Below are 23,536 nucleotides of genomic sequence, written 5' to 3' on the forward strand. Positions count from 1 at the left end.
AGACTATCCAAACAAAGATGAAGAGTTGCTAGTCTTTTTTGATGGCTTGTTAGGGAAACAATTACAGACATATAATATTAAGTTATCAGTTGTTCGTAACAAAGGTACGATATCGTTGTTGGATTTAAAAGTAAATGTTTTAATTTGTTATATGATTTTCAACATATCGTAATATTTCAGTTCAGCAAGACAAGAGTTCCTGAACTGAGAGGGAAGAAAAGTACTTCTGCAATTCAATTCAGATCCAAATCCAAATAACCGAACTGTATATCGTCATTCATGCACATGATAATGCGGTTATTTTCTTTGTCGTAGCAGAAATCGGCAATCTTATAGCCTGTTTCTAAGGTCTGGAGATAGTTTCCGGCGAGGTCAAAGACTATGAATTTTGTTGGATAAGAACCCTCTCCGCGGCCGTCTTCTCCGGAATAGCCGGCGATGATCTTGTTGCCGCAAAAAGCAGGTTGCATTGTGTAGTGGAGCGTTGGGCCCGGTTCATTCTCCCATTTGGGGCCGTATATATTGTATTTTAAATTTCCGTCCAGATCGCAAATAGTCATTAAGTCGTAATTTGAATAACATTCGGCATATATCCCGTGCTCGAAAGAAACATCAGACGTCATGCGTTTCTTTTTTATGTCGGGATGCTCATATTTCATTAGCTTTATTTCTCCTGTCAGCATATTCCATTTTCCGACGATCGGCTTGAAATTATTAGACCCTATCGGTTGAATGATCCGGCCGATACATAGCGTATCATTGAAATATCTGTATTCGCAGGGAAATAATCCTATGTTCATATCCGCTTTGACAGCCGGTTCATAATAAGGATTGTTTAGAACACTGTCCAGATCGTAGCTGAATATCTTTTGCTTGCCATGATCGGATACATAAAATTTGCGATGAGCTTCATCGATCGCTATATGTCCCATATTGGCTATTTCGCCGGGGCCCTGTCCTTGATAAGTAACACTGGTTATGTGATGGAAATCGTTTTTATCGAAAATATGTATGAGCTTGTCCGGTGATCTGTAATCGCCTATAATCAGATAATTGTCGATTAGCCTAGTTTGAGCCATCCGTCCGATCAGAACATCATCTATCGCGATCTCTTTTATTTTGTCTTTGACATTAACGATATTATCCCTTTTCTTCTGATATTTTTCAGTTTCACTGCTCTGTGTACAACTCCAACAGATGAAAATAAGCAAGAGGCACACTACCTTGCTCAACAGATTGGATAAGCCCGAAGGGCGGATGGATGTGTTCATAATCGTATAATTAACCTTTCACAATGGCTTATCTTTTTGTAAACTCAATTGGTTCGATATCATAACTCAGGGTTTTGATGTCGCAGTCTTCGTAATCTATTCCGTAACGCATCCTGATTTCAGCAAAATGCGGGCCGATATACGAAGGGAAAGTCGGATCGACAGTACACCAACCAGCACCTTCTATATAACATTCAGGCCAGGCATGGGTGCTTTCGGCTTTCCATTCGGGGACATTGAAATACCCTACGGCAAAACGAGTCGGTATATTCATGTAACGCATCAAAGCCGTAAATACGTTTGTATATTCGCTGCAAGTACCTTTCCTTGTCTGAATAACAGTATTTACATCTACGGTTCTGCAATTTTTGCCAGTTTGCTTCCATCCAGATAAGGGTTGATGGTTGTGAGTGATATTTCATAGTTGTCTCCTTTTTTCGATATTTGGGTAATCCGTTGAGGATAACAGTCTATTGCTTTAATATCAGGCTTTCTTACTGTAAAGGTGAAGTTGACGGTATCCTGGTTCTCCAAGCTAAAGTATTGGGAATATGATTGTGCAAAAGCTGATTGTACAATAAACATACATATAATCAGCATAAATGGGGCTTTACTCATGACGTTTCGTTTTATGATTTACAATTGATGGCAAAATTAGTAAATATTTGAGATGCAGCTATGGTTATGCCTTGCAAATGCACAGTCTTTGTGTATCAAATACCTAACATAACGGCAGGAGGTATATTTAGCACCTTGTATATCATGCGTGCAATTTTAAAGTCGGTTCAGACCGGCCTGTCAGATAGTCGCTCACGCGTTTTTACGAAAATAAACCATCTGATTTGTTAGAAGCGCGGAACGTCTGGATTCTCAGACGTTCCGCGTTGTCTTTGTTTTATCAGAATGCCGGATAACCCGGATTCTGTTTCAGATTTTGATTCGTTTGCCAGGCATCCTGCGGGATAGGGAACAGGTTTCTGTAATCTTCCCCTTTCGTCTCCGGTTTGAGGAAACGGGCATTCTGGAAAGTGCCGAAGCGGATGCAATCCTGACGGGAGTAGCATTCCCAGGCAAGTTCAAGCTTACGTTCCAGGGCAATTTCATCGAGTGTAACTGACGCATAATTATGTTCCGAATTCTCAAATCCTCTTTGGCGGATCTCATTGACCAGGCGGGTCGCTTCTCCGTTGTCCTTATCCATCCGTACCAGACATTCGGCTTTCATCAGGTAGATATCGGCCAGGCGGAATAATGCAAAATCGTTCTCTATACCGTCCACCGTCGATTTGTCGAAAGGCCATTTGATGGCACGGCCGCCGTCTTCCTGGTTTACGTCGCCCCAGGCGGTACCGTCGCGTTCGGTTCCCGGGATGATCGTTACATCTGCCGTGTGGATCAACGGACGGTCGTGAGCCGTGATGATCACTTTCCCGGTAGACGGGTCGATCATTTCACCCAGCAGGAAAGAGCCGTTTTTACGGATGTCGGCATCGTCGAACAGTTTTATATAATCCGGCTGTCCGCAAACTCCGTTATCACCTGTCACTTTCAATCCGAGAACCAGATTGTCTTTGTAATGCAGCGTCCAGGCAAATAGACGGTTACGATAATCAGTCCCATTCAGATCCTGGTCGTTTGCACTGAAACAAATCGGGAAAATGGTTTCCATAGACGACTCGTTGTTGCTTGCGAAATTGGCTTTCCAGTCCGATTCGAGGGTATAGCCGAGCTTCATCACTACATCGCAGGCATCTGCTGCTTCCTGCCAGCGTGGAACGTCGACCCCCCATGCTTCGGCATTCAGATACATTTTAGCCAATAGTGCATAGGCGGCTCCTTTGGTGAATTTTCCGTAAGAAGCCGTACTGACATCCTCCCGTAAGACATCTTTAATCTCGGTAAGTTCTTTCAGTATGAAATTGTAGACCTCCTTGCGCGGTGTCACGGTGGGGAGACTGGTGTCTTTAAAGTCGGTGATAAGAGGAATATTCCCCCAGTTATCCATCATAATGTAGAACCAGATGGCGCGTACGCCCCTAATCTCGGCCAATGTTCTTTGTTTCAGTTCGTCGCTGATGAAAGTGTTGCTTTCAACGATGCTGTAGACCAGGTTGCAGGTAGAAATGGACTTGGTAGCCATACTCCAGCAATTCTTTATCTGGTTGGTGTTGGCTGTCCACGAGTGCATGTGTAATTCGCGGTATTGTCCGCCGTCGTACCAGTCGCCCCCTTTGCGGGTTGGGACAATCGCCATATCGCCGCTGCATTCGGACAATGCCATGAAGTTGTAAGGAACATATTGGTTCAGACTCCTGTAAACCGGCCCGACTATGGATGCTATTTCCGCTTCGTTCTTGCCGAAATGGTCGGCCTGCACTTTGTCATACACTGTTTCGCCCAGATCCATACACGAGGGCATAGAGCAAAGGAGAAGAGTTGCTCCGGCAAGTGATATTATCAATGATTTCTTTTTCATAAGAATGTGCTTAATTAGTAAGTTAGAATGTTAAGTTAACGCCTAAAGTGAAAGTTCTTGATTTGGGGAAGAACTGGCGGTGTTCGATACCCGGGGAAAGGCCGGCATCCGCATCTGTTATTTCTCCGCGGAAGATTTCTACTTCCGGGTCGACACCCTTATAACCGGTGATTACGAACAGGTTCTGTCCGGCCACGTAGACACGGGCTTTATCCAGCCAGTCGATTTTCTTCGTGTTGAACGTATAACCCAGTGACATGTTGTCGAGGCGCATGAAGGAAGCATTCTCGATGTAGTAGGAACAGATACGGGAAGACTCTGTGAGCTGATGAACCAGCGGATCGTTCAAAGCATTGGTTCCGATCAGGAAAGTATTGTTGCCATAGGCAGCACGCGGGTTGTTGAATACTTTCTGGCCGATGGAACCGCGGAAGAAGAAGCTCAGATCCCAGCTTTTCCAACTGAATGAGTTGTTCCATCCGAAGGTCAGATCCGGTTGTGCGTCGCCGCAATAATCGCGGTCGTCGTCGGTGATCTGTCCGTCCTTGTTTTTGTCTTTGATGATGTATTTGCCGTTTTCGTCGATCCCTTCGCAGATCAGCATATAGAATTGTCCTACCGGACGGCCTTCTTCAATGACGTGTGAGGTAACGCCTGAACCGCCGCGCAGCCAGGGATCGCCCGTGTAAAGACGGCTGGTCGTATATACGTCGCTCGACAGTTTGGTGATCTCGTTCTTGTTGTGGGCCAGGTTCAATGACATGTTCCAGGAGAAGTCTTTCTTACGCAGGATATCCATGTTCAGCATGATTTCGATACCCTTGTTGGTCATATCGCCTACGTTGGCCTGCATTTTGTTGTACACAAACGGGGGAGTCGGAACCTCGTAATTGTAAAGCATGTCGGATGTTTTCTTGTTATACCATTCGATGGAACCGTTCAGGCGGCTGTTGAACAAGGTGAAGTCGAGGCCGACGTTCAGCATGGCGGTCGATTCCCATTTCAGGTCGGGGTTGGCATTCTGGTTGATCTTGTATGCTGTCTGCCAGCTGCCGTCATTATAATAGATACCCTCTGATCCGTATAACTCAAGACTCTTATAAGGTTGCAGGCCGTCCTGGTTACCGGTGACACCATATCCGACGCGGAATTTCAAATCATTTACCCATTTGACATCCTTCATAAACGATTCCTGCGAGATACCCCAGGCTGCGGATGCGGATGGGAACGTACCCCATTTATGGTTGGCACCGAATTTGGAAGAACCGTCGCGGCGTACAGTAGCCGTAATCATATAACGTTCGTCATAGCTGTAATGGGCACGTGCGAACATGGAGATCAGTTTATAGGAATTCTTATCGGAAGATACGTCGCCGGTCTTCAGGCCGGTACCCGATTGAAGGTTGTTCGATCCCAGGTCGTTGGTCAGGAAGTTACGGTTCTGTGAAGTGAATGACGAATAATTGTTATCTTCCCAGGAGTAACCGATCATGCCTTGTATCTTGTGCTCTTCGGCTGTTCCGAATACTTTTTCGTAGTCGGCTGTCCATTCCATCAGGTTGCGGTTCCAGGTGCGGTTCCGTTTCTGGGCGTATCCGTTATTGCTTTGTCCCTGTTTGGTTTCGGAGTTGTCGTATTGGCTGAACTCACTGGAATAGCGGCTTTTGTATAAATTCGCTTTTACGTTCAGCCCGTCGATCACGGTAAATTGTATATCTCCTGCGCCGTAGAAATAGATATTATTCATGTCTTTTCTATTCAGATCCTGGTTTTGCACCGGGTTTCCCTGGTCATATTCCGTGTTGACTTTGGTGAAATAAGAACCGTCGGCATTGTAAACCGGGTACACGGGAAGCATACTATAGGCTAATACGAAATTGTCGCCATAGGGGATGCGCGCATCCGTCAGTGTAGCTGACCCGAGCAGGCCGATACGCAGGCGGTCGTTGATGGCCCGTTGCTGGAACTGGAAGCGGAAGCTATAGCGGTTCATGTCGTTGTCGCGCATGATACCGTTGCGATCCAGGTAGGTGAATGAGGCGCGGTAATTACTTTTCGAACCTCCTCCGGAAAGGGAGATGGCATGGTTTTGTGAAATACCTGTCCGGGTCATGGCGTCGAACCAGTCGGTGTCGGCTCCATACTGGTCGTATACGCTGGGATCCTGCCCGGATTCTTTGGCGTAAGCTCTCCATTCGTCGGCGTTCATCAGGTCGGGCTTGTTGGCGAGGTGATCCATAGCGACGTATCCGTCGTAGGAAATCTGTGTTTTCGAGCCTGAACCTCTTTTGGTGGTGATCAGGATAACACCACCGGCTGCACGCGACCCGTAGATGGCGGCTGAAGAAGCATCCTTCAGCACCGATATCGATTCGATATCGGAAGGCGCTACCGTAGTCATATCGCCTCCGGGAATACCGTCGATAACGATCAGCGGCCCCTGGTCGTTTTGCAGGGTGGATGTTCCGCGCAGCCGGATAGTCGAGCTTTTGGTCACGTCGCCGGAACCGGACGTGATCGTCAGGCCGGCCACTTTCCCTTGCAACAGGTCGGAGGCGTCTCTTGTTACTCCTTTGTTGAAGTTCTCTTCCGAAACATTGGCAACGGAACCGGTAATTTCTTTACGTGTCTGTGTTCCATAGCCGATAGCTACGACTTCACCCAGGTTAACAACAGAGGGAGCCAGTTTGACATCGATTGTCTTCCGGCCTTTTACCGCTTCTTCCGTCGTGTTATAACCGATGAATGAGAATTGAAGAACGGCTTTCGAGAGGTCGTTCAATGTGAGTGTGTAGTTACCGTCTACGTCTGTGACAGTACCATTGGTCGAACCTTTTTCTACTACGTTTGTTCCGATGATAGGTTCGCCTAGTTCATCTAAAACTTTTCCTTTAACAGTGCCCGATTGAGCGAAGACAGCTGTCATACAAAGTGACATTAATGCAGAAAGTATCCCTACTCTGCAGCGTCTGAAAGAACTAATCGTTTTCTTTCCTTGCATAATCATTTAATTTTCTTGGTTAACACTTATACTAGTTACTGAGAATTATCACGCTCAAATATAATTCTATTTTTTCTAAAATAAACAAATGTAAAGAATATAATTTATGAAAAACAAGGTTTGTGTGTGAATATGTTATTTTATTTTATAAAAAACATAGTCTGAAAATGCCGTTTTTTTCAGCAACGATTAGTCTCTTTCCCGCTGATAATAAGAACTCTATCTCCTCTTTTCGATGATGTTCCCGTTCACCGTGACATCCTTACATTCCCTCGTTTTTATCAAATCTTCGATTTTCATAACTTCGGGGGTAAGGAACAAGTTATTCGTGATCTGCAGGCCGTCGACCGATTTGGCGGAGATAGCGTCTGTCCCTGTTAACCGGAAACGATTATTGGCGATTGTGATATTGCGGTGGACGTAGCCTTCATTCCGGTCGTTTTCGGGAGCGATGAAGATCACCGGGCCTCCACATTCGATAAAGTCGTTGTTACGGATAGTCACATCACGTGCCATGCCCGACTCGAACCAGCTTCGGGCATCGTCTGCGATCAGGATACCGCTCATTTGCATACGGAAGAAAGTGTTGTCTTCTATGATAACCTTGCGGCGGGTGGATACCAGAATCCCGCGGGTAGGAATACGGGAGAAGTAGTTTCCGCGGATTTCGACTTCGGGAGTGTACGTGACATTTTCGATAACAAGCCCCTCTGTTTCTTTTACCTTGGATGTTACCGGTTTATCGAGAGTGATCGTGATTTCGCGTTCGTTTTTCATCTCTGCCTTTTTTACTTTTGCTGAAGAGAGGGATAACAGGGTATGCGGGTCGATGAATTCGATCGTATTACCCGGCAGGAACGACTGGAAGCCGTAAGTTTGATGGTGCATATATTTCACTACAATCTGGTTGGGTGCAAGAAACTCCGTCACGGCCAGGTGGGTACCGTGTATGTTAATCGGATCGTCATGTGCCCCGGAGAAACGGGAGTTTTCGATGGTGATTTTTCCTTTACAACCGGACATTTGCACGAAATCGGCAAATCCGGCGCAGGTACGTCCGCTACCGGCTTCGGGTTCGAAAGCCATATTGCGGTAAGTGATGTTTTCGGACATTTGGCCGACGATGCCGAAGTTACCCAGGAAATCCAGGTGTAAATTTTCCAATGTTACGTTTTTACTGAACTGGATCAGTCCGCAGGCCTGGTCGCGGATGCCGTCGCGCATCTGGAAAGTCAGTCCCGGCCGGGCTTGTGGTGCGTTATCGTAAACGAAACGGAGCAGGTTCGGTTCGAGTTCGATCGCTTTGCGAAGTCCGTTGAGGGGGGACCAACTGCGCCAGGTAATATCCTTTTCCGGGTCGTAGCTTTGTGCGATCCCATCGGACAGTGACCAGTTGTCGCCGACAAAGGAGAATTTGCCGTCTTTGATCTGGTAACGTGATTGGGGATGGATACGTACGGTCATGTGGCGTTCCCCTACTTCGGTAACTGTCAGTTCCGGTACAGTCGGATCGGCAGCCGTTACGGTGAAGTTACGTAAAGTAATATTTTCGCACTGGTCGATTACGAAACTGGTCATTTCGCCATGAGTGACGAGGTGGGCGCCTTTTCCGTCGATCGTTACGTTTTTCAGCCCTTTCAACCATAATCCGATATGCTTGGTCTGATCCGGGTTTTCCTTTTCTGAAGCAGTGTTTGAAATGTGGTAAAGTATCTGTGACGAACTTTCCCGATGAATGTTATAGTCTGCATTCTGCAATTCGATAACAACGGCTTTCCCGTTATAACTTCGCGCTTTCTCTACGGCCGCCTGAAGTTTGGTAGTCATATCCCCCTTTTCAGGACTCACTTTAATAATGTTTTGTGCGGTAGCGGTAAGCACAAAAAAAGAACAAATGGTAAAAAGAATTGATTTTTTCATGGTATTTTTGTCTAATTGAATATTGAATTGTTACAAAGATAGGAGTTCGTATAAAAATCTCCAAATAAGAAATTTAGATATATGGAACAGGAAGGAACGAAATCCGGATTTTTGGGTAGGATTAGGAACAGGATCAATGCTTTTCTTCATAATAAGGAGTTGAAGGAGAAGCTGTATATCATCATATTTGAATCTGATACGCCTAAGGGGAAGTTGTTTGATGTTTTTCTGATCGGATTTATTATTGCGAGCGTATTGGTGGTGATAATGGAGAGCGTCGTAACCTTTTCCGATCATTTCAGGCTGGCACTTCAGATACTGGAATATGTTTTTACAGCGTTTTTTACTTTTGAGTATCTGGTTCGTATTTATTGCAGTCCTGAGCCTAAAAAGTATATATTCAGTTTTTTCGGTATTGTCGATTTACTGGCGACCTTGCCTCTGTATCTGGGATTCTTCTTTACCGGAGCACGTTACCTGTTAATAATAAGGACTTTCCGCCTGATCCGGGTTTTTCGGGTATTCAAATTATTTAATTTTCTGGAAGAAGGAAATTTATTGCTGGTATCCCTGCGGTTGAGCAGCCGGAAGATATTCGTATTCTTCTTTTTTGTCCTGATCCTGGTTACTTCTATCGGAACGATCATGTTCATGGTCGAGGGGACACAGCCGAATACCCAGTTCAATAACATCCCTAATTGTATCTATTGGGCGATTGTTACGATGACAACGGTTGGCTATGGAGATATTACCCCTGTTACTCCTGTCGGACGTTTTATTTCGGCTTGTGTGATGCTGATCGGGTATACGATCATTGCGGTTCCAACGGGTATTGTTTCGGCTACAATGATGAAAGAACACAGGAAACGCAGCCTGCTGAGATGTCCGCATTGCCTTAGAACGGGGCATGAAGAAGAGGCCAAATTTTGTAAATATTGTGGTGGCAAGCTGGATATTTCGTGAATATTTCTATATTTGCAGCTATGAGAACACTATTGACCACAATTTTTGCAGCATTGTTTATTACTTTTATTTTTGGTATCGGAGGATATTCTCTCTATCAGATAGAAGCAAACCCGGTGTTATTTCTAGGCATTCTTGGGACTGCCTGGGGCGTATCGCTCTGGTTATTACTATCAACTGTTTTTAGCAAAAAGAGGAAAAGGGCTATTTCTTTTTTGAGGCATCGATCTTAGGATATTTCAGTCCCTTCGTTTGTCATTTATATCTTTCCAGGTATCTTTTATAACGTACCATATAACACAGACGATCATTACCAGCATGATTGCACTGCCGCCTACACTGATTATTGTTTTTATGTATTGATCCATCGTTTTTAGTATTAGGTTTGTAGAAATAACTATTACTTGCTAAAGATAGGAATAAGAATACCAATATTTAGACTATCTGTAAAATAATTGCGGGGTTGTATAATAATTTATTGTCTATATTTGTGTCGCTATGGGTGGAGATCGTGAATCTGAATATATAGAAAAACTGGGGCAGGGAGATCATAAGTCTTTCGATGCCTTGTTTATGCTGTATCATCCACGAGTGAAAAATTTTCTGCTGGGGTTTATTAAGGATGAAGAGGAAGCGTGCGATATGGCGCAGGATATCTTCTTTAAGGTTTGGATAAACCGAGAAAGCATTTCGAAGGTGAACTCGTTGAAAGCTTACTTGTACCGGATGGCCCGGAATATGATTTACGATTATTATGAACATAGCCTTGTGAAAGAGTCTTACGAACAAAAACAACAATCTTCTTCCAATGAATACACCGATCTGATAGAAGAAGATCTGTACGCAAAAGAATTATCTCTCCTGATCGATATTGCCATCGAGCAAATGCCGGAGCAACGCCGCCGTATTTTTAAGATGAGCCGGAAAGAAGGATTGTCCAATGAAGAAATATCCCAACGGCTGGAAATAAATAAACGTACGGTTGAAAACCATATAACACAAGCCCTGGCCGATCTTCGGGGAGTGTTGCGTGGAGCTGTCCTGTTACTTTTTTGAGAAAAAATCTATTTTGAGCCGTGTGTGCTTTCCGCCTTCCCCGTCTTTAATATAAACACGGGATAGAATGGCGAATAAAACAATACATACTTTACTTACAAAATTCTTCGGGAATGACCTTCCGGAAGCAACACAGATGACCTTTCGGAAATGGTTTGTCGATGATACCTGCTGGCAGGACAAGGAAGAGGCTATGCTGGATATCTGGGAACAAACACCCGGGGAAGTGGACGAAAAGACAAAAAGAGAGTTGGTGAAATTGCACTGTCGTATTCAGTCCGTTTCAGAACCGGTCATGGAAAAGAGGACGCTGTTCCGGAAAATCATGCGTGTTGCTGCGATCCTGCTATTGCCTTTGTTGGGAGCTGCTGCCAGTTATTTTATCATGCAAAATGAGCCCCGGATGATCGAACCCGAGTGGATAGAATGTTTTGTGCCGAATGGTGAGAAAAGACAGATTTTCTTGTCGGACGGATCGGAAGTGTGGCTGAACTCGGGCTCATTGCTGCTTTATTCAGCCAGCTTCGAAGGTGGTAAACGCTCGATCTACCTGAATGGAGAAGCCAGTTTTAAGGTTGCAAAAGACCCGGACAAACCTTTTATTGTAAAGACCGGCCATCTGGCAGTGGAGGCTTTGGGTACTCATTTTAATGTGGAAGCTTATCCGGACTCCGAATTGACTACTGCAACGCTGGAGGAAGGGAAAGTGCGGATCGTTACCGATCTGGCACCGGATGAACCGGTCATTCTGTATCCGGATGAACAGTTTATCTATAACAGCCGGTCGGAAACTGTCTCCAAAGAGGTTGTCAATGCCGCAAAAGTATTGCAATGGAAACACGGATACCTGACTTTCCAGGGAGCCTCTTTCGATCATATTGTGAAAACGATCGAGCGTCGTTTCGATGTTACGATCAATTATGAGACAGGTAAATTTGCAGGACGTAGTTTCACCATGAAGTTCAGGCCGGATGAAGGATTAAACCATGTACTGGATATCTTGCAGGAAATGATAAACGGATTGCATTACAGGATAAAAGATAACATAATATACATCAACTAAAGATGCAGGAGGATACTTTATGAAAAAAAGAACCCGGGAAGTCGACGCCAATCGGAACTTCCCGGATTTGAAATCGTAGAATACCAATTTATCGTTCGCCTGGAACAGGCGGGAAACAATATAATATTCAACTTTAAAAATCTAATTCACAAAGATATGGAAATAAACCAGAAAATACAAAGGATGAAGCGTTTTACTTCATTCAGGGTGATCGCAATACTTTTTCTTTTCCTTTTCTCACAATATACTTTTCTGTGGTCGCAGACAATTACATTGTCCGGAAACGTTCTAACCATAAAGAGCGCTTTTGCAGAAATAGAGGAACAAACGGATATGTCGATCGATTATGATGAATCGGTAATAAATCTCCACCGGAAGATCGATACAGCCATCGATGGAAAGAGCCTGGAAGAAACCATGAATATCCTGTTGAAAGGTACGGGATGTTCGTTCGTTGTAAAAAATAATCATATTGTTATTTCGGCAAATGCCAAGGATACAGGAAAATCGCTGACCGTGACGGGAGTGATAACGGATGAACACGGAGATCCTGTAATTGGTGTGAATGTCGTTGAAAAAGGAACGACGAACGGTTGTATATCGGATATGGACGGGCGTTATTCACTGGATGTACAGGCCAATTCTGTCCTGCAGATCTCTTATATAGGATATATCTCCCGTGAGATCAGGGTGAATAACCAGAAGGTGATCAATGTACAACTAACGGAAGATACTCAGAATCTGGAAGAAGTCGTTGTGGTCGGTTATGGTACGCAAAGGAGAAAAGACCTGACGGGAGCCGTTTCCAGCATTAATACAAGTGAAATACAAAGCCGTTCCGTTCCTTCGGTGGCCGGTTCCCTGCAAGGTAAGATGAGCGGGGTGATGATACAGGAAACGGGAGGCGACCTGACGGGACGTTTCCAGTTCTCGGTGCGCGGAACCGGTTCTGTGACCGGAAGTAATGACCCTCTGCTTATTGTCGATGGAGTGCCGCTCTTTAACAATGACCTTTCTACATTGAACACGAAAGATGTCGTTTCGGTGGATGTTTTGAAAGATGCTTCCGCTTCGGCCATTTATGGTGCCCGTGCCTCCAATGGTGTCGTGATCATTACGACAAAACGCGGACAAACCGGTAAGCCGGTGATTTCTTTCAGCATGGATCTGGGGTTCGAGAATATAGCCAAACGGTATGAGGTGCTGACTACCGACCAACAACGCCGCTTGTTTGTCGAAGCGTTTAAGAATACCAACAGGAATCCGGAAGTCTATGAAAACATCAATGATCCGGTCTGGCAGATACAAACAGACTGGCAGGATTTAGGAACCCGGACGGGAGTAAGGCAGAATTACAACCTGAGTGTGCAGGGAGGAAGCGAAAGTAATAAATATGCTATCTCCGGTTCTTTCTCACGAAGATTAGGAACTATGAAAAACAGTGACCTGAACGAGTTCTTCCTGCGTGCGAACAATGACATTTCCATCGGCAAAAGACTGAAGATCGCATCGAGCCTTAGCGGAGCTCATCAGCGTCAGAATAAATTAAGTAATGATGCGTGGGGAAGCGGTGCTTATCAGCGTCTGATAAGTAGTCACACTTATTTACCGGCTTATGATGAAACTGGAGATTTCTTTGCAGTAACATCGGCCGCCGATCCTTATTTCGGGGAGAACAGTAATCCGCTGATCAACCAGTTGATGGATGTAAATAAAGAAAACTCATCGAGAATGATGGCAAGTATCAAGCTGGATTATAAGATATTGGATGATTTGACCTTTACTGTTAATACGGGTGCAGACCTGGGGTTTGTAAATGGCTACCGCTATCTGCCAGTATATAAATACGGCCGGTATACCCGGACGGAAGGTAGTACGACAAATACTTCCAAAGAGACCATCAACTGGGTAACGGAAGCCACTTTGCAATATAGTAAAACGTGGAAGAAGCATTCGTTAAGCGCTTTGATCGGAGCTTCAGCCCAGCAGTATGTAGTGAAACAGACAAGTACGACCGGTACCGGAACTATCGACAATTCACTGGATCAGTTGTCGAACCAGACTAATTTTACGGCGACCGGTACTTCGGTCACATCAGCTCTGGCATCTACTTTTGTTCGTTTGAATTATAGTTTCAACGACCGTTATTTATTCACAGGAACAGTCAGACGCGACGGTTCATCCAAATTCGGCCCGGATAAGCGGTATGGTATTTTCCCTTCTATTTCGGGTGCCTGGAGAATGTCGGAAGAAGCTTTCCTGCGGGATGTGGATTTTCTGACAAACCTGAAATTGCGTGTAGGCTACGGGTTGACCGGAAACCAGAATATCGGGGATTTTGCTTATGTGACCCGCGCCGGTGCCAGCCCTTATATCTGGGGAAACAGTATGGTGGTAGGAAATTCTTCCGTGAATATGGGAAATCCGAAATTGCAATGGGAGTCGGCCCAGCAGTTCAACGTCGGTCTCGATGCTTCTTTCCTGAGAGACAGATTGTCCGTAATTCTTGATTATTACGACAAACGGTCGAAGGATCTGCTTATTCAGACACCGGTGCCCTATATTGCGGCCGTGACCGAAAATCCGTATGTAAATCTGGGGTCTGTGCAGAACAGAGGTTTGGAAGTAGGAATCAATTCCCGCAATATCGAAACGAAAAAGTTCTCCTGGACAACAAGCTTCAATATCAGTTTTAACAAGAACAAAGTGCTGGATATCGGAACGAATGCTCTAGGTGAGCCGTTGCAAATTCCGGGTGAGAACATTTCGTTGCCGAATGATTTCGCGAACCTGACCAAAGAAGGACATCCGGTAGGAGCTTTTTACATGTACCAGTTCGATGGTATCTGGCAGAAGAATGAAGCGGAAGAAGCTGCCTTGTTCGGTGCCGTTCCCGGTGATCCTAAATTTGTGGACAGGAATAACAGTAAATCGCTGGATACAGGGGATAAAGACTTTGTCGGCTCTCCGCTGCCTACTTATTTCGGAGGTTTCACGAATACATTCAGGTATGGCCCGTTCTCATTGAATATCTTCTTTAATTTTGCAGGAGGAAATAAGATTTACCATGCCATGCGTAACCTGAATGCAAGGGCTGTCCCGTTCAACCAGCAATTGGCGGAGGTGGCGGACTTCTGGACGGAAAACAATCCTTCAAATACTATACCCCGTCCGTCGCAGGGAGGAAATACGACTTTCCTGGCCACCCGGGTTTCAACCAATTATCTGGAAGATGGAAAGTACCTGAGATTGAAAAACGTATCTTTCTCGTATGCACTTCCCAAGGCATTCCTGACAAAATTGAATATCAGTGATGCAACCGTGTCGGTTAGCGGAGCCAACCTGGTTACTTTTACCAAATACACCGGATTGGATCCTGAAGCATCGAGTACGACAAGCCTGTTGTCCGGAGGGATCGATTACACTCCGTACCCTTCTACCCGTTTTTATTCGTTCTCATTACAATTATCATTCTAAAATATACTGCTATGTTGAGAAAACTAATGTCTATACTATTTATTCCGGGTTTGATCCTGCTGGTTTCGGGATGTTCGGATTTTCTGGAACCGAAGATGAAAGGTTCGACGGAGCTGCAACAGCTCATAAGTACGGAACAAGGTATGCTGACTGCCGTTAACGGTATCTACCAACCTCTGCAACCTCTGTTTAGCGGGACTATGCAACGTATGACGGATCTGGCTTGTGATGACGGCTGGACGTGGAGAAACGAGCTGGAGACAGACCTTTTTATCGTAGAACAGGACTTTTCCTATGCCGCAACGGTTTGGAAGCAACATTATATGGGAATAGGCCGTGCCAATGTGGTACTGGACAATCTGGAGAATGTGACGGATTATAAATCAGAACAGCAACGGCCTTATTTTGAAGGGCAAGCCAAGTTTATGAGGGCTTATTACTACTTCAATCTGGTTCGTTTGTTCGGTGGTGTCCCTATCCTCGAACATCAGGTGGTTCTGCTGGAAGATGCGCAGGTTCCCAGGGCTTCCATACAGGAGGTATATAACCAGATCGAGAAAGACCTGGATGATGCGGAACGTCTTTTACCTGCTTCTTATTCGGGAGATACGGGCTCGGAAAACGGCCGGCCGACGGTTTATTCGGTCAATGCGTTGAAAGCGCTGGTGTATCTGGAGATAGAGCAGTGGGACAAAGTCATAGCGGCAGCCGATAAGGTGATAGGGAAAGGTACACTGATCGATTATGTGAAGAATTTTAACGGCTCGACAGAGAATGGTTCCCAGTCGTTTTTGGAAGTACAGTATGGTGGTGTTACTGCATCGACCACTTCTTCGTTGAGCACTTTTTTTGCTCCGACTTCCACGCCCAGCGGTAGTGCCCTTATTTTGCCGACGGATGATAATCTGAACGGAAAAGGGGGAGGGCCTTCATCGGGCGACGGATTTGTACAGTTATTTAATGACAGACCGGATGATAACCGTAAAAGTGTGATTATAGATACGTATGGTTTAGCTAACTTTGTGGATGCATCGCAGCCGGATGGTAGCTTGTATTACGTAAACAAATACTACAATACGACTGATCCGGTAGGTAAAAGTATCTGGAATTATCCTCTAATACGATATGCCGAGATTTTGCTGGCGAAGGCTGAGGCATTGAATGAGAAAGGATATGTTGCCGGAGGAGAAGCGTTTTCTTTGGTCAATCAGATCAGGAAGCAGGCCGGCCTGGCCGATTTGAAAGGGTCGGATGTTACCAGCCAGCAGTCTTTCAGGGAGTATATCATGAAAGAGAGGCGTATTGAACTGGCGTTTGAGTGCAAACGTTATTTCGATCTTAACAGGTTGGGTGTCATGCAGTCGGTTATGCAGCCTCAGTTGGATTATCTGGGGTTGAAATTCCCGCAGAATAAGATGATTACTCATCCGATGACGAATAAACCTTATTACTTGTATCCGGTGCCATCTACCGAGTTCGTAAATAATGCGAAGCTGGGAGAACAGAATCCGGGGTATAAATAATAAAACATAAACTTATTATATCATGAAAAGAAAGAATGTGTTACTAACCATTGGAGGGCTATCGGTCTTATGTTCCGGCTGTACCGGACAGGCAGAGGATCCTAAGAAACCCAATATCGTTTTCATCTTTGCCGATGATATGGGATATGGGGATGTGTCGGCCCTGAATGAAAACTCTAAACTGAAGACGACGAATATCGACCGGATCGCCAATGAAGGGGTGATATTTACGGATGCCCATTCGAGTTCGTCCGTCAGTACCCCGTCGCGGTACAGCTTGCTGACAGGCCGTTATAACTGGCGGTCTGACCTGAAGTCGGGCGTACTCTACGGGTACGATAAAGCGCTTATTCCGCAGGATCGCCGGACAATCGCCCATGTACTGGGAGAGTGTGGATACCAGACCGCCGCTATCGGCAAATGGCATCTGGGTTGGGACTGGAACAATATCGAAGCCGGCCCGGATAGTGTGGACTTTAGCCAACCGATCAGCAACGGACCGACTACACGTGGCTTCGATTACTATTATGGTATCTCGGCTTCCCTGGATATGGCTCCTTATGTGTATGTGGAAAATGATAAGGTAACCGCTTTGCCAGATCGTGAAACGGTCAATACGGGAATGGGGTTCTGGCGTAAAGGGCCGACGGGGGCAGACTTCGACCATGAGCAGACGCTTCCCCATCTGATCGATAAGGCGGTGGATTATATTCATGAGAAGTCGAAGGGTGATAAGCCTTTCTATTTATATCTTCCGTTGCCGGCTCCCCATACCCCGATCCTTCCGATCAAGGAATATCAGGGTAAATCGGGATTGAACCCTTACGGCGATTTCGTCCTGATGGTGGACGATATGGTAGGTAAGGTGATGAATGCCTTAAAGGAAGCCGGGGTGGAAGACAACACGATCATCGTATTCAGTACGGATAACGGTTGCAGCCCTGAAGCCAAGTTCGATGATCTTCAGGCAAAAGGCCATTATCCCAGTTATATTTATCGCGGGCATAAGGCTGACCTGTTCGACGGAGGACATCGTATTCCTTGTGTCGTGAGATGGCCGGCTAAGATAAAGCCTCATGTGGTGGATCAGACAGTGTGCCTGACCGACTTCTTTGCCACTTTTGCTGCTGTTGCCGATTATCAATTGAAAGACTCTGAAGGAGAGGATAGTTATAATATTCTGCCTTTGTTACTGAGTGAGAAGGAGAGCAACGCAATTCGTGAAGCAACTGTCCATCATTCTATAAACGGTGACTTCACGATCCGTCGGGGAGAGTGGAAGCTGTTGTTATCGCCAAGTTCGGGTGGATGGAGTTTCCCCAGACCGGGTAAAGACAATGAGGTGATCGAAACGCTGCCGTCGGTTCAGCTGTATAATATGAAGGATGATCCTGCAGAAACAAAGAATGTATATGCCGAACATCCCGAGATTGTAAAAGAACTGAAAGAACTGATGGTCAAATACGTAAAGGATGGCCGTAGCACTCCGGGTGCTCCGCAGAAGAACGACGGGCCTGAAGTCTGGAAGCAGTTGAGCTGGATGGAATAAAACGTAACGTATAACTACTATATATCCCGGATGGCAGCGCGATCATCCGGGATATTTTTTGTCTGTTCGCAGGGTGCTACGCAAACGTTTGCGTAATTTTTACCGGATATATTTCGTACACAGCAGACAAAGGCGTATTTTTGGTATCTCATTTATTAACTTCAAATCAATCTGCTAATCATGAGGAATAGTATTGTTTATTTGTTTGGAAGTCTGCTTTTCTCTGCTGCCCTTTGTGCGCAGGACAATAGTATCTCTTTCCAAAACACCATTAAAATCGAGCCCGGCGACAGCCACGAGGTCATTATTGAGAAAGCCGCGCATGTCATTCCCACTCCGAACCAGTTGAGTGCTTTACAAAATGAATACATTGCCTTTATCCATTTCGGTCCCAACTCGTTTACACGGATGGAGTGGGGGAACGGGATGGAAGACCCGAAGGTGTTCGATCTGAAGGAACTCGATACCGACCAGTGGTGCGAAGCCATGAAAGCTGCCGGTATGAAAATGGTTATCATTACCGTGAAGCATCATGACGGGTTTGTTCTGTGGCAGAGCCGGTATACGAAGCACGGCATCATGTCTTCCGGCTTTGAAGGTGGGAAAGGAGATATCCTGAAAGAATTGTCGGCATCCTGTCAGAAATACGGGTTGAAGCTGGGCGTTTACTTGTCGCCGGCCGATCTGTTCCAGATAGAAAGTCCGGATGGCCTGTACGGTAATCTAAGTAAATACACCAAACGGACGATCCCGCGCGAAGTACCCGGCAGGCCGTTTGCCAACCAGACGAAGTTTGAGTTTGTGGTGGACGATTATAACGAATACTTTCTGAATCAGCTGTTTGAATTGCTGACCGAATACGGGCCGATCCACGAAGTCTGGTTCGACGGCGCACACCCGAAACGGAAAGGCGGACAGACCTATAACTATCTGGCTTGGAAGAAACTGATCCGTACGTTAGCCCCGAATGCCGTTATCTTCGGACGCGAAGATGTACGCTGGTGCGGTAATGAAGCCGGGGGAACGAGGCCGACCGAATGGAATGTGATTCCTTACCAGGCCGATCCCGATACGATGACACAGTTTGCGGACATGACAGACCCTGTGCTGGGCGGTCGTGACGAACTGTATAAAGCAAAATACCTCCACTATCAACAGGCAGAAACCAACACCTCCATCCGTGAGGGCTGGTTCTACCGCGACGACACGCATCAGAAGGTTAGAAGTGCCGACGATGTATTCGATATCTACGAACGTGCGGTAGGCGGCAACTCGACCTTCCTGCTGAATATCCCGCCCAACCGCGAAGGACGGTTCTCACCTGCAGATGTAGCATCGTTGAAAGAAGCCGGTAAACGGATAAAGGAAACATACGGAACAGATCTGTTACAGGGAGCGAAAGGCCCGCAGCAAGTACTGGACGGCAAACCCGATACCTGGCTGATGATGGATGAAGGGCATAAAGAATTTATCGTGACTACGCCTTCTCCGGTGACGATCAACCGTATCATGCTCCAGGAAGCTGTTGCAACGAACGGCGAACGGGTGGAGAAACATGCCGTAGACGCCTGGATAAACGGCGCCTGGAAAGAAATAGTCGTTTCGACCAATATCGGTTACAAACGTATCCTTCGCTTCCCGGAAGTAACGACGGATAAGTTGCGGGTACGCCTGCTCGAATCGCGTCTTACACCTGCTATCAGCCATATCTCCGCGCATTATTACAAATCCCGTCCGCCCCAGTTGAGTTTCAGGAAGGATGTGAACGGATTGGTTACGATCGAGCCTAAATTGCAGGACTTCGGTTGGAATCCTCACGGACAGAATGCTGCCGGAAATCTGAACGTAGGCTATAAGATCTATTATACGACCGACGGAAAAGAACCGACCGAAAGCTCTACCCAGTATAAGGAACCCTTTAAGATGGAACGTGGCGAACTGAAAGCCATCGCCGTCCTGAAAGGAGAGAAAGGGGCCATGCATAGCGAACGCCTGGGACTGACCAAGCAAAACTGGAAGTTGGTGGAAGCAAGCAGCGAAACCAAACGCAACCCCGCTACAGCCGCATTCGATGCCAAACCCGCCACTTTCTGGCGTTCGGAAGAAGGCAGCCTGCCGCAATTCATAACGATCGACCTCGGTACGAAGGAAACGTTAAATGGCTTTGCCTACACCCCGCAGACCCGCAACTCGGAAGGAATGATGGCGAAAGGCATCCTGAAGGTCAGCGACGACGGCAAGAACTGGAAAGAAGTAGAGTCCTTTGAGTTCGGAAACCTTATCAACGACCCGACCAAGCGCTACCATTATTTCAAGAAACCGGTATCCGCCCGTTACGTCCGTATCGAGGCAACCGAAATAGCAGCCAACGGCAAGGTCGTAGCCATTGCCGAATTAGACCTGCTTTGATAATACATTGAATAGCACACGGATGACGCGGAATACGCGTCATCCGTGTGCTATTCTCGAAACTTTTCCTTTACTTTGTATCCGTATTTAATACCTAATCATCATGAATATACGCTTACTATCTTCTCTTCTCCTATTTTTTTGTTGTCTTGCGTGTGCGAAGACACAGAAGGAGGACCCGCTTGTTCTATGGTATAACGAACCTGCTGAAAACTGGAACGAAGCCCTTCCTGTCGGTAACGGTCGCGCCGGTGCCATGGTGTTCGGCGGTGTAGACAAGGAGCAGCTGCAACTGAACGAAAACACGCTTTATAGCGGAGAACCTTCTACAGTATTCAAAGATATAAAGATCACTCCCGGGATGTTCGATAAAGTAGTCGGACTGATGAAAGCCCGGAAATACGATGAAGCTTCCGACCTGGTCTGCAAACACTGGCTGGGCCGTTTGCACCAGTATTACCAGCCCTTTGCCGACCTGTTCATTGAAAACAATAAACCCGGTGAAGTTTCCGGCTATAAACGTGAACTGAATATCTCGGAGGCTGTCACCCGCACGGTGTACGAGCAGAACGGTATCCGGTATGAACGCGAAGTCTTCGCTTCCCATCCCGATGACGTAATCATCGTCCACCTGAAAAGCAATGCTCCCGACGGGCTCGATTTTTCCCTGAACTTTACTTCGCCCCATCCCACCGCCCGACAAACGAAAGGCGCTGACCGCCTGGTGCTGCACGGACAAGCTCCGGGATATGTCGAACGCCGTACCTTCGAACAGATGGAAGCCTGGGGCGACCAATACAAACACCCTGAACTGTACGACGGGAAAGGGAACCGCAAATTCGATAAGCGGGTTCTCTACGGTGACGAGATCGGAGGGAAGGGTATGTTCTTTGAAGCCCAGCTGAAGCCTGTCTTTCCAAAGGGGGGCGACTATGAAATAACCGATACCGGCGTACATGTGTATAATACCGGTGAGGTCTATTTTGTCCTGAGCCTCGCTACCAGCTTCAACGGTTTCGATAAAAGCCCTAGCCGCGAAGGAGTGGATCCGTCCGCCAAAGCCGCAGGTGTTTTAGATAAAGCGCTCGCCTATGATTATAAGCAGTTGAAGCAACGCCATGTGGCCGACTATCAGTCGCTCTTCGACCGGGTAGACTTGCATCTGGCATCTTTGCCCGAACAAAAAGCGTTGCCTACCGATCAGCGTATCACACAATTTGAAACTGTGGCCGATCCTGACCTTGCCGCCTTATTGTTCCAGTTCGGCCGTTACCTGATGATCAGCGGCTCACGTCCCGGCGGACAGCCGTTGAACCTGCAGGGACTCTGGAACAAAGACATCGTGCCTGCCTGGAATAGCGGTTACACGATGAACATCAATGCCGAAATGAATTACTGGCCGGCCGAGCTCACCAACCTCTCCGAATGCCACGAGCCACTTTTCCGGCTGATCGACGAACTGGCTGTCTCGGGTGCCGAAACGGCCCGCAATATGTATAACCGCCGCGGGTGGGTAGGACATCATAATACCTCTATCTGGCGGGAGTCTGTGCCGAACGACAATGTACCGACCGCCTCTTTCTGGCCGATGGTACAGGGTTGGCTGTGCAGCCACCTGTGGGAACATTACCTCTTTACGCAAGATAAAGACTTCCTGAAGAACATGGCTTACCCGTTGATGAAGGGGGCCGCCGAGTTCTTCTCCGACTGGTTGATAGAAGATGGCGACGGCCATCTGGTGACTCCTGTCGGTGTCTCTCCCGAAAACCGTTTCATCATGGATAACGGCAAGCAAGGTGCCATGACGATGGGCCCGACAATGGATATGGCTATCGTCCGCGAAACCTTCACCCGTACGCTCGAAGTGGCTGAAATGCTCGACCTCGACGAACCGCTTCGTGCCGAACTGAAAGAGAAACTTCCCCGCCTCCTGCCTTACCGGATCGGCGCACGCGGACAGTTGCAGGAATGGATGTACGATTTCAAGGAAGCTGAACCGCAACACCGCCATTTCTCCCATCTGTATGGCCTTTATCCCGGCAACCAGATCACAGCTGATCTTACCCCCGACCTGTTTGAAGCCGTCAAACAAACCCTGAATCTCCGTGGAGATGAGGCCACCGGCTGGTCGATGGGCTGGAAAATAAACAGTTGGGCTCGCCTGCTCGACGGTAACCGTGCTTATAAAATCGTCTCCAACCTCTTTAATCCCGTCGGCTTCGGCAACGGGCGCAAGGGCGGTGGACTGTTCAAGAACATGCTCGATGCCCATCCGCCTTTCCAGATCGACGGTAACTTCGGATATACCGCCGGAGTGGCCGAAATGCTTTTGCAGAGCCATGCCGGATTTATCCAGCTCTTGCCCGCCTTGCCGGATGTGTGGGGCGAAGGCCGCGTTTCCGGCCTGAAGGCACGCGGCAACTTCGAGATCGCGATGGCCTGGAAGGATGGGAAACTGTCGGAAGCAACGATCCGTTCCCTTGCCGGACAGGACTGCCGGGTGAGAACTTCCGTCCCTTTTGTCGTGAAGCAAGGAGAAAAAGAAGTCGCTACCTCTTTCCCGGTGATGTCTGGCGGGAAGGAATACTACGAGGCCTCCCTGGCTACCGTGGCCGGACTGGCGTACAAACTGCAACCGGTAGCCAACTGATTTCCGCCGGCTGCCGGGGTAAAGTGGATAGGTTCCCTACATAATCATTGTCCGACAAGTGTGGGACAGCTGTTCGACACTCGTCAGACAGCTGTCTCACCTCCGTCGAACAGCTGTTCGACCCGGGTCGGACAAAGATTATCTGCCTGACCGCCCGTTATTCCCTGCAGGGGTGGGG

At 47.0% G+C, this 23,536-nt stretch carries 15 protein-coding genes; 8 read left to right on the forward strand and 7 right to left on the reverse strand.

Translation table 11 applies throughout. The features are described from left to right. Positions 1-233: 233 nt before the first annotated feature. From HMPREF1212_RS00805 to HMPREF1212_RS00830, 6 genes are all read right to left on the reverse strand, one after another. Positions 234-1,271: a 6-bladed beta-propeller gene (locus HMPREF1212_RS00805; RefSeq protein WP_046148086.1), complete on the reverse strand. Its 1,038-nt coding sequence runs from the start codon at positions 1,269-1,271 to the stop codon at positions 234-236. 28 nt (positions 1,272-1,299) lie between these two features. Continuing rightward, the gene (locus HMPREF1212_RS00810) at positions 1,300-1,686 is read right to left on the reverse strand and encodes a transglutaminase-like domain-containing protein (protein WP_082099798.1); all 387 of its coding nucleotides are present in this window, start codon (positions 1,684-1,686) and stop codon (positions 1,300-1,302) included. Continuing rightward, positions 1,623-1,889 carry a hypothetical protein gene (locus HMPREF1212_RS00815; protein ID WP_046148087.1) on the reverse strand — a complete coding sequence of 89 codons (267 nt, stop codon included), beginning with the start codon at positions 1,887-1,889 and terminating at the stop codon, positions 1,623-1,625. The genes HMPREF1212_RS00810 and HMPREF1212_RS00815 overlap by 64 nt, the downstream gene beginning before the upstream one ends. 280 nt (positions 1,890-2,169) lie before the next feature. Then, on the reverse strand, positions 2,170-3,747 hold the full coding sequence (locus HMPREF1212_RS00820) for a RagB/SusD family nutrient uptake outer membrane protein (protein ID WP_046148088.1): 1,578 nt from the start codon (positions 3,745-3,747) through the stop codon (positions 2,170-2,172). 22 nt (positions 3,748-3,769) lie between these two features. Next, the gene (locus HMPREF1212_RS00825; protein ID WP_046150180.1) at positions 3,770-6,748 is read right to left on the reverse strand and encodes a SusC/RagA family TonB-linked outer membrane protein; all 2,979 of its coding nucleotides are present in this window, start codon (positions 6,746-6,748) and stop codon (positions 3,770-3,772) included. A 219-nt stretch (positions 6,749-6,967) separates the two neighbouring features. Continuing rightward, on the reverse strand, positions 6,968-8,668 hold the full coding sequence (locus tag HMPREF1212_RS00830; RefSeq protein WP_082099799.1) for a right-handed parallel beta-helix repeat-containing protein: 1,701 nt from the start codon (positions 8,666-8,668) through the stop codon (positions 6,968-6,970). An 81-nt stretch (positions 8,669-8,749) separates the two neighbouring features. Between HMPREF1212_RS00830 and HMPREF1212_RS00835 the strand changes: the two genes are divergently transcribed. Further along, positions 8,750-9,631, forward strand: a complete 882-nt coding sequence (locus tag HMPREF1212_RS00835; RefSeq protein WP_046148089.1) for an ion transporter — start codon at positions 8,750-8,752, stop codon at positions 9,629-9,631. Between the two features lie 239 nt (positions 9,632-9,870). Here the strand turns inward: HMPREF1212_RS00835 and HMPREF1212_RS27465 are convergent, their stop codons facing one another. After that, a complete protein-coding gene (locus tag HMPREF1212_RS27465; RefSeq protein WP_255353035.1) occupies positions 9,871-9,999 on the reverse strand; it encodes a hypothetical protein in 129 nt (42 codons plus the stop codon). 130 nt (positions 10,000-10,129) lie between these two features. Here HMPREF1212_RS27465 and HMPREF1212_RS00840 point away from each other — a divergent pair, with 130 nt between their 5' ends. The 7 genes from HMPREF1212_RS00840 (at position 10,130) to HMPREF1212_RS00870 (ending at position 23,358) form a co-directional block, all read left to right on the forward strand. Next, positions 10,130-10,687, forward strand: coding sequence for an RNA polymerase sigma-70 factor (locus tag HMPREF1212_RS00840; protein ID WP_046148090.1), 558 nt, complete (start codon positions 10,130-10,132; stop codon positions 10,685-10,687). Between the two features lie 67 nt (positions 10,688-10,754). Continuing rightward, positions 10,755-11,750: a FecR family protein gene (locus HMPREF1212_RS00845; protein ID WP_046148091.1), complete on the forward strand. Its 996-nt coding sequence runs from the start codon at positions 10,755-10,757 to the stop codon at positions 11,748-11,750. Positions 11,751-11,906: 156 nt separating this feature from the next. Then, the gene (locus HMPREF1212_RS00850) at positions 11,907-15,227 is read left to right on the forward strand and encodes a TonB-dependent receptor (protein ID WP_082099800.1); all 3,321 of its coding nucleotides are present in this window, start codon (positions 11,907-11,909) and stop codon (positions 15,225-15,227) included. 11 nt (positions 15,228-15,238) lie between these two features. Further along, positions 15,239-16,750: a RagB/SusD family nutrient uptake outer membrane protein gene (locus tag HMPREF1212_RS00855; RefSeq protein WP_082099801.1), complete on the forward strand. Its 1,512-nt coding sequence runs from the start codon at positions 15,239-15,241 to the stop codon at positions 16,748-16,750. A gap of 22 nt (positions 16,751-16,772) precedes the next feature. Continuing rightward, positions 16,773-18,299 (forward strand): sulfatase family protein, encoded by a 1,527-nt coding sequence (locus HMPREF1212_RS00860; RefSeq protein WP_052724897.1) that lies wholly within the window; start codon positions 16,773-16,775, stop codon positions 18,297-18,299. Positions 18,300-18,479: 180 nt separating this feature from the next. Beyond that, entirely contained in the window at positions 18,480-20,708 is a 2,229-nt protein-coding gene (locus HMPREF1212_RS00865; RefSeq protein ID WP_046148094.1) for an alpha-L-fucosidase, read from the forward strand. 103 nt (positions 20,709-20,811) lie between these two features. Further along, positions 20,812-23,358, forward strand: a complete 2,547-nt coding sequence (locus tag HMPREF1212_RS00870; protein WP_046148095.1) for a glycoside hydrolase family 95 protein — start codon at positions 20,812-20,814, stop codon at positions 23,356-23,358. The last annotated feature ends 178 nt before the right edge of the window (positions 23,359-23,536 follow it).

The sequence above is a fragment of the Parabacteroides sp. HGS0025 genome (genome assembly GCF_000969845.1).
Taxonomy (GTDB): Bacteria; Bacteroidota; Bacteroidia; order Bacteroidales; family Tannerellaceae; genus Parabacteroides; species Parabacteroides gordonii.

Coding starts and splice junctions, on each gene's coding strand:
- HMPREF1212_RS00805 (WP_046148086.1), bottom strand. CDS start 1,271: ATGAACACATCCATCCGCCCTTCGGGCTTATCCAATCTGTTGAGCAAG.
- HMPREF1212_RS00815 (WP_046148087.1), bottom strand. CDS start 1,889: ATGAGTAAAGCCCCATTTATGCTGATTATATGTATGTTTATTGTACAA.
- HMPREF1212_RS00820 (WP_046148088.1), bottom strand. CDS start 3,747: ATGAAAAAGAAATCATTGATAATATCACTTGCCGGAGCAACTCTTCTC.
- HMPREF1212_RS00825 (WP_046150180.1), bottom strand. CDS start 6,748: ATGCAAGGAAAGAAAACGATTAGTTCTTTCAGACGCTGCAGAGTAGGG.
- HMPREF1212_RS00830 (WP_082099799.1), bottom strand. CDS start 8,668: ATGAAAAAATCAATTCTTTTTACCATTTGTTCTTTTTTTGTGCTTACC.
- HMPREF1212_RS00835 (WP_046148089.1), top strand. CDS start 8,750: ATGGAACAGGAAGGAACGAAATCCGGATTTTTGGGTAGGATTAGGAAC.
- HMPREF1212_RS27465 (WP_255353035.1), bottom strand. CDS start 9,999: ATGGATCAATACATAAAAACAATAATCAGTGTAGGCGGCAGTGCAATC.
- HMPREF1212_RS00840 (WP_046148090.1), top strand. CDS start 10,130: ATGGGTGGAGATCGTGAATCTGAATATATAGAAAAACTGGGGCAGGGA.
- HMPREF1212_RS00845 (WP_046148091.1), top strand. CDS start 10,755: ATGGCGAATAAAACAATACATACTTTACTTACAAAATTCTTCGGGAAT.
- HMPREF1212_RS00850 (WP_082099800.1), top strand. CDS start 11,907: ATGGAAATAAACCAGAAAATACAAAGGATGAAGCGTTTTACTTCATTC.
- HMPREF1212_RS00855 (WP_082099801.1), top strand. CDS start 15,239: ATGTTGAGAAAACTAATGTCTATACTATTTATTCCGGGTTTGATCCTG.
- HMPREF1212_RS00860 (WP_052724897.1), top strand. CDS start 16,773: ATGAAAAGAAAGAATGTGTTACTAACCATTGGAGGGCTATCGGTCTTA.
- HMPREF1212_RS00865 (WP_046148094.1), top strand. CDS start 18,480: ATGAGGAATAGTATTGTTTATTTGTTTGGAAGTCTGCTTTTCTCTGCT.
- HMPREF1212_RS00870 (WP_046148095.1), top strand. CDS start 20,812: ATGAATATACGCTTACTATCTTCTCTTCTCCTATTTTTTTGTTGTCTT.